5 protein-coding genes are annotated in these 7,278 nt (G+C 65.9%); all 5 read right to left on the bottom strand.

Annotated features, from left to right (window positions below; all coding sequences use genetic code 11):
* The coding region (locus QZH66_RS05300) for a biotin/lipoyl-containing protein (RefSeq protein WP_305804919.1) at positions 1-289 on the bottom strand (289 nt) is incomplete at its 3' end.
* A 41-nt stretch (positions 290-330) separates the two neighbouring features.
* Positions 331-3,162, bottom strand: a complete 2,832-nt coding sequence (locus QZH66_RS05295; protein ID WP_305804918.1) for a 2-oxoglutarate dehydrogenase E1 component — start codon at positions 3,160-3,162, stop codon at positions 331-333.
* 179 nt (positions 3,163-3,341) lie between these two features.
* Positions 3,342-4,253 (bottom strand): GNAT family N-acetyltransferase, encoded by a 912-nt coding sequence (locus QZH66_RS05290; protein WP_305804917.1) that lies wholly within the window; start codon positions 4,251-4,253, stop codon positions 3,342-3,344.
* Positions 4,250-5,656, bottom strand: a complete 1,407-nt coding sequence (locus tag QZH66_RS05285) for a cupin domain-containing protein (protein WP_305804916.1) — start codon at positions 5,654-5,656, stop codon at positions 4,250-4,252. The genes QZH66_RS05290 and QZH66_RS05285 overlap by 4 nt, the downstream gene beginning before the upstream one ends.
* Positions 5,657-5,877: 221 nt before the next feature.
* The gene (gene purB / locus QZH66_RS05280; protein WP_305804915.1) at positions 5,878-7,260 is read right to left on the bottom strand and encodes an adenylosuccinate lyase; all 1,383 of its coding nucleotides are present in this window, start codon (positions 7,258-7,260) and stop codon (positions 5,878-5,880) included.
* Between the last annotated feature and the right edge of the window lie 18 nt (positions 7,261-7,278).

Here is a 7,278-nt window from a genome sequence, read left to right as displayed (position 1 = left end):
CAGCGGCCTTCGGCGCCTCCGCGGCGGCCGGTGCCGGCGCAGCGGCGACCGCGCCTGCTTCGATGATGGCCAGGATCTGGTTCGAGGTGACGGTATCGCCTTCCTGGAACTTGATTTCCTTCAGCACGCCATCAACCGGCGCCGGCACTTCCAGCACGACCTTGTCGGTTTCCAGGTCGAGCAGGTTCTCGTCACGCTTGACGGCGTCACCGACCTTCTTGTGCCAGGTGGCGATGGTGGCGTCGGATACGGATTCGGGCAGTACCGGAACTTTGACTTCGGTGGCCATTCGGAGAGCTTCCTGGGTTCGTTTTCTTGAAAGGTGAAAAATTATTCAGCGATCTGGTCGTTGAACGGATTGACCAGTGCATCGGCCACCAGCTTCTGCTGTTCGATCACGTGATCGGCCATATGGCCCACCGCCGGCGACGGCGAGCTGGTACGACCGGCATAGTGCAGGCCCTGATTCTTGCCGGTGCAGAACTGCAGGTGATGGCGGATCTGGTACCACGCGCCCTGGTTCATCGGCTCTTCCTGGCACCAGACCACGTCGGCGGCCTTCGGGAAGCGGGCGAGCTCGGCCACCAGGGCCTCGCGCGGGAACGGATACAGCTGCTCGACGCGGACGAGGGCGACATCGTCCTGGCCGCGCTTGGTCTGGTCTTCAAGCAGGTCGTAATAGACCTTGCCCGAGCACAGCACCACGCGCTTGACCTTCTTCGGGTCGGCCTTGGCGTCGCCGATCAGGGTCTGGAACTCGCCATTGGCCAGCTCCTCCAGGCTCGACACGGCCAGCTTGTGGCGCAGCAGCGACTTGGGCGACATCACCACCAGCGGCTTGCGGGTGGTCATGCACATCTGCCGGCGCAGCATGTGGAACGCCTGCGCCGGGGTCGAGGGCACGCACACCAGCATGTTTTCCAGCGCGCACAGCTGCAGGAAACGCTCCAGACGGGCGGAGCTGTGCTCCGGCCCCTGGCCTTCGTAACCATGCGGCAGCAGCAGGGTCAGGCCGGAGATGCGGCCCCACTTGGCTTCCCCGGAAGCGATGAACTGGTCGATCACGACCTGGGCACCGTTGGCGAAGTCGCCGAACTGGCCTTCCCAGATGCACAGCGTGTTCGGGTCCGTGGTGGAGAAGCCGTACTCGTAGGCCATCACCGCTTCTTCGCTGAGCAGCGAATCGATGATGGTGGCCTGTTCCGGCGACTCGACCAGCTGACGCAACGGCAGGTAATAGCTGTCGGTCTTCTGGTCGTGCAGGATCGCGTGGCGGTGGGTGAAGGTGCCGCGGCCGACGTCCTGGCCGACCAGACGCAGGCCGTGGCCGTCATCCAGCACGGTGGCGTAGGCCAGGTTCTCGGCGAAGCCCCAGTCGCCCGGGATCTCGCCGGCGGCCATCTTGCGACGGTCGTCGTAGACCTTGGCCACGCGCGAGTGGACTTCCACGCCTTCCGGAATGGTGTTGATCATCTTGGCCAGCTGGGTCAGCCTGCCCATCTCGACCCTGGTGCTGACCGGGTCGGCCAGCTTGCCCGACAGGTACTTGGCCCAATCCACGAACAGCTTGCTGGTGGCCGGGGTCTTGCCCACATCGGCCAGCTCGGTGGTGACTTCACCGGCATCGAGCTTGTTGCGATAGCGGTCGACCATGTCCTTGCCGGCACCGGCGGGAATCACTCCGGCCGCTTCCAGCTGTGCGGCATACAGCTCGCGGGTGGTCTGGTGCTTGCGGATCACCTGGTACATCAGCGGCTGGGTGATCGCCGGTTCGTCGGCTTCGTTGTGGCCCCAGCGGCGGTAGCAGATCAGGTCGATCACCACGTCCTTGCTGAACTTCTGGCGGAAGTCGTAGGCCAGCTTGGCGGCGAACACCACGGCTTCCGGATCGTCGCCATTCACGTGCAGTACCGGCGCCCCGATCATCTTGGCGATGTCGGTGCAGTACAGCGTGGAACGGGCGTCGTCACGGTTGCTGGTGGTGAAACCGACCTGGTTGTTGATGACGATGTGGACCGTGCCGCCGACCGCGAAACCGCGGGCCTGCGACATCTGGAACAGCTCCATCACCACGCCCTGGCCGGCGAAGGCGGCGTCGCCGTGGATCAGGATCGGCATCACCTGTTTGCGCGCGGTATCGCCGCGGCGCTCCTGGCGCGAACGCACCGAACCGGCAACCACCGGGTCGACGATCTCCAGGTGCGACGGGTTGAACGCCAGCGCCAGATGCACCGGACCGCCGTCAGTGGCGACGTCGGCCGAGAAGCCCATGTGGTACTTCACGTCACCGGCGACGGCACGCTCGTCATGCTCGAACTTGCCTTCGAACTCGTCGAACAGCTTGCGCGGGTTCTTGCCGAGGGTGTTGATCAGCACGTTGAGGCGGCCGCGGTGGGCCATGCCGATGATCACGTCCTTGACGCCATCGGCGCCGGCGCCGCGGATCACGGTGTCCATCAACGGAATCAGCGAATCGCCGCCTTCCAGCGAGAAACGCTTCTGGCCGACGTACTTGGTGTGCAGGTAGCGCTCCAGACCTTCAGCGGCGGTCAGGCGTTCCAGCGTACGGCGCCGGGTGTCGGCATCCAGGTTGTACTGGCCGCCGGCGGTTTCCAGCCGCTGGTAGATCCACTGGCGCTGCTCCACTTCGGCGATATGCATGAACTCTGCGCCGATCGAGCCGGTATAGGTCGCCTTCAGGCGGGCAACGAGGTCGCGCAGCTTCATCCGCGGCTGACCTGCGATACCGCCGGTACTGAACTCGTCGTTGAGATCGCCTTCGCTCAGATGATGGAACGGCAGCCCCAGGTCCGGCGGATTGACCGGCGGGGTGAGACCCAGCGGATCCAGCCTGGCGCCGAGGTGTCCGCGCGACCGGTAGGCCGTGATCAGACGGCCAACGTGGCGCTCGCGCTCGTCGCCTTCGCCGCCGGCAGGGCCGGCCGTGAGCGCGTTCTTGGCGGCCTCGGTAATGTGCGCGATAACGGCCGAATGCGGCACGTCACCGGCTTCGCGACCTTTGAAGCCGTCGAAGTAGGACTTCCACTTGGGGTCCACACTGTCCGGAGAAACGAGGTACTGCTCGTACAGATCCTCGATATAGGCGGCGTTGCCGCCGGCGAGCTGCGATGACTGCGCAAACTGCTTCAGGAGATTGTCCACGATTGAGTGTCGGATTCGCTTGTGGGGTATGACGCATAGAAACCGGCGTAGACCTTGCTGCAAGGCCGCCGCGCGGGCGTGTTCTAACCTGCAAATTATACCCCCGCCCGGACAGGAAGGGGCAGCACTGCGTCCCGGTCGGTTCATGCATGACCGGGCACTGGCCTGCTTGTGTGCGCTCAGATCCCGAGGGCACGCAGTTCGCTGCATTGGCGGGAGCGTTCCCACATGCGGGTGAACTCCGCTTCCAGCGGCCGGGTGCGTGAAGGCTGCTCGAACGTGGCTTCGCCATCGAAACGGTAATCCAGTAGACGAAAGTAGCAATCACCGTTGTCGTTCAGGACATAGGCCGAAGGGTAATTGCGGTCAACCGGATCCACCGGCTCGCGAAAATGGAACACGCTGGGCAGGCGCTGGGCCAGCGCCAGCAGCGGTGAGTGCGCCTGCTGCACAACCGAGGCGTCGTGCACCAGGATCGACACCTGCTTGTCGTTGCGGGCCGTGGCAAAGCGGCGCAGGGCCTCCATCACCGGCGGCGCATCCAGCACCTTCGGGTCCAGGTGGCGGCTGTGGATCAGCAGACGCCGGCGCGCCCGGGCCACGAGCGCGGTGGTGGCGGCAATGGCGGCCGCCACGCCCTCCACCGTGGCCGCGCCGGACAGGCGCCGGCACATGGTCTGGTGCATGATTCCGGCCTCCTCGAATTCCGACCCTTCGGGCAGGAAGCCGTGGCGCACGTAGAAGTCCCGCGCGGTGAGCTGGGCATGCAGGGTCACCGCCTCCCACTCGCGGTCGCCGGCCTGCCGCAGCAACGCCTGCAGCAGGGCGCCGCCGACGCCTTGTCCCCGCCATTGCGCCCGCACCGCCATCCGCCCGATACGCCGGTCCGGGGTCAGGCGGCCGGTGCCGATGACGCTTCCGCCCTTATCGCGCGCCAGCACGTGCCAGCTCAACGGGTCCAGCGTATCGACCTCCAACTCGGCCGGCACCTGCTGCTCTTCGACGAATACCGCATGGCGGAGCTCGTGCAGCAGCGCCTGCTGGGTGGCGTAGTCGGCCGGCTCGATGTGGAAGGTCGATGGCGAGGTCATTGCGCGTCGGGCTCCGCGTCTTCTTCGTCGAAGCTGACCACCACCTCGACCCCGGCTTCGCTGACGATCACCTGGTCGATCACGATCTGCTCCGCTTCCTCGTCAGCGGCATCGTCTTCGCCGTCCTCGTCGATCTCGATCGCCTGGAACTGGTCGAAGGCGGCCGCATCGCTGTCGTCGTCTTCAAACCCGTCGCCGTGCTGCAGCAGCTGGAAGTGGCCGCTGTCGATCAGTTCGAATACCGTCTCGCGGCCTTTTTTTGAGAGCTTGGCGAACAGTCTGGCATCGATGTATTCGACCGCGGCCAGCGTCTGCGCATCCTTCACCGGCAGCGCGAAGTCCAGCCCGCTGCAGAACAGGCTGGCGCCGCGGTTGGCCCGGCGCCAGGCCAGGCGGGCCCACGGGTGGCGTTCCAGCTGTGCACCTTCCGCCAGTGCGGCTTCGATTTCCTGGCGCGGGCGCGGGGCCTGCGACGGCATCACTTCGCCCGCGGCGCGGTAGGTGGTGATGAAACGGCCGAACCACGCGCCCAGTTTGTCGGGATCGTTCATGCGGATCGCGTTCAGCGCGGTGACCACACGGTTCATCGCGTTGACGTCGATCTCGTTGGGATCTTCCGGCAGCTTCAGGTCCGGGTCCTGGTAGCGGATGGCTTCATCGGCATCGGCGATCAGTGTGTCCAGGTAGTCGCTGATCAGCTCGGCCGACGACGGCGCGCGCATGCCGAAGGAGAAGGTCAGGCACGGGTCTTCGGCCACGCCGTGGTGCGGCACGTTCGGCGGCAGGTACAGCATGTCGCCCGGGGCCAGCACCCAGTCATGGCTGGGCTTGAAGCGCTTGAGCAGTTTCAGCTCGACGTCGTCGCGGAACGCCAGCGGCGGCCGCTTGCCGTTGATCGATTCGCTGGCATCGATCTGCCAGCGGCGATGGCCATACCCCTGCAGCAGGAACACGTCGTACTGGTCGACATGGGCGCCGACCGAGCCGCCGGGGGCGGCGAAGCTGATCATCACATCGTCCATGCGCCAGCGCGGCAGGAAGCTGAAGTGCGGCAGCAGCGCGCGGACGTCCGGGTCCCATTTGTCCACGTCCTGCACCAGCAGGGTCCAGTCGTGGTTCGGCATGCCCGGAAATTCCTCTTCCGCGAACGGGCCGGTACGCACGCTCCAGCGGTCGGTGGCGCGGTCATGGCTGATCAGCCGCGCCAGCGCGCCCTCCTCACAGGCCAGGCCGGCCAGATCCTCGGGCATCAGCGGGGTTGCGAAATCCGGGAAGGCGCCGCGGATCAACAGCGGCCGCTTCTGCCAGTAATCACGCAGGAAGGTGGTGGCGGGCATGCCCAGCGGCAGTCCCGGCTTGGCCTGGACTTCGATGACAGGGGTTTTGGTCTTGCGTGCGGCCATGGGGAAATCCTTGCAGCGTGTAGACGGGAATGCGGGGCGCGGCCGAAGCCGGCGTCACCCGGCTATTGTCCGCTGCCTGCCTGGGATGTGCACCTGCGCTGGAGAGGCGCGGATACCGGTTTGCGCGGCGGGAGCGGCACCCGGTGCGCCTGGGTGGGCGCCGGATGCAAAAAAGGGCGGAGGTTTCCCCCCGCCCCGCTGGATACATGTTGTCTGGAAACTCAGATCGCCTTGGCCAGGCGCTCGGCCAGTCCGACATAGCCACCCGGGGTGAGTTCGCGCAGCGCCTGCTTGGCATCGGCCGGCAGCGCCAGTGATTCGACGAAGGCCTGCATCGACTCGGCAGTGATGCCGTGGCCGCGGGTCAGCGCCTTGAGCTGTTCGTAGGGGTTGGGCAGGCCGTGGCGACGCATCACGGTCTGTACCGCTTCGGCCAGCACTTCCCAGGCGGCGTCCAGATCGGCATCCAGCTGTTGCGGGTTCACGGTCAGCTTGCCCAGGCCCTTGGCCAGCGAATCCAGCCCGACCTGGGTATGGCCGAAGGCGGTGCCGATCGCGCGCAGCACGGTGGAGTCGGTCAGGTCGCGCTGCCAGCGGCTGATCGGCAGCTTGGCGCTGAAATGCTCGAACAGCGCATTGGCGATACCGAAATTGCCCTCGGCATTCTCGAAGTCGATCGGGTTGACCTTGTGCGGCATGGTCGAAGAGCCGACTTCGCCTTCCTTGAGCCGCTGCTTGAAGTAGCCCAGCGAGATGTAGCCCCAGATGTCGCGGGCCAGGTCGATCAGGATGGTGTTGGCGCGCCGGGTCGCATCGCCGATTTCGGCGATGTTGTCGTGCGGCTCGATCTGGGTGGTGTACGGGTTGAACACCAGCCCCAGCGAGGTGACGAAACGCTCGGCAAAGGCCGGCCAGTCCACATCCGGGTAGGCAATGACGTGGGCGTTGTAGTTGCCCACCGCGCCATTGATCTTGCCGGTCAGCTCGACCGCGCCGATCTGCTTGATCTGCCGTTCCAGACGGGCCACGACGTTGGCGATTTCCTTGCCCAGGGTGGTCGGCGAGGCGGTCTGGCCGTGGGTGCGCGAGAGCATCGGCTGGCCCGCCTGGGCGTGGGCCAGCTGACGCAACGCGGCGGCAATGGCGGCAAACGCCGGCAGCACCACTTTTTCGCGGGCTTCCGCCAGCATCAGGCCGTAGGACAGGTTGTTGATGTCCTCGCTGGTGCAGGCGAAATGGACGAATTCCAGCGCCGGGGCCAGTTCGGCATCATCGGCGAGCTGCTCCTTGATGAAGTACTCCACCGCCTTGACGTCATGGTTGGTGGTGCGCTCGATTTCCTTGACGCGGGCGGCGTGGGCCGGCGAGAAGCCGTCGGCCAGCGCATGCAGGCGGGCCGCGGCCGCCGCGGAAAACGCGGGCAGTTCGCCAATGCCGGGTTCAGCTGCCAGCGCCAGCAGCCATTCGATCTCCACTTTCACCCGGGCCTTGATCAGGCCGTACTCGGAGAAGATCGGGCGCAGCGCGTCGACCTTGCCGGCATAGCGGCCATCGAGCGGGGACAGGGCGAGCAGGGTGGCTTCCGGGCGGGACGTATCCGACATGGTCAGCAGGCATCAGGC

Source organism: Stenotrophomonas sp. YIM B06876, from assembly GCF_030711595.1.
Taxonomy (GTDB): domain Bacteria; phylum Pseudomonadota; class Gammaproteobacteria; order Xanthomonadales; family Xanthomonadaceae; genus Stenotrophomonas.
The sequence above is the reverse complement of the archived record's forward strand: the minus strand, read 5'-3'. Positions and strand labels throughout refer to the sequence as shown.

Coding starts and splice junctions, on each gene's coding strand:
- purB (WP_305804915.1), bottom strand. CDS start 7,260: ATGTCGGATACGTCCCGCCCGGAAGCCACCCTGCTCGCCCTGTCCCCG.
- QZH66_RS05290 (WP_305804917.1), bottom strand. CDS start 4,253: ATGACCTCGCCATCGACCTTCCACATCGAGCCGGCCGACTACGCCACC.
- QZH66_RS05285 (WP_305804916.1), bottom strand. CDS start 5,656: ATGGCCGCACGCAAGACCAAAACCCCTGTCATCGAAGTCCAGGCCAAG.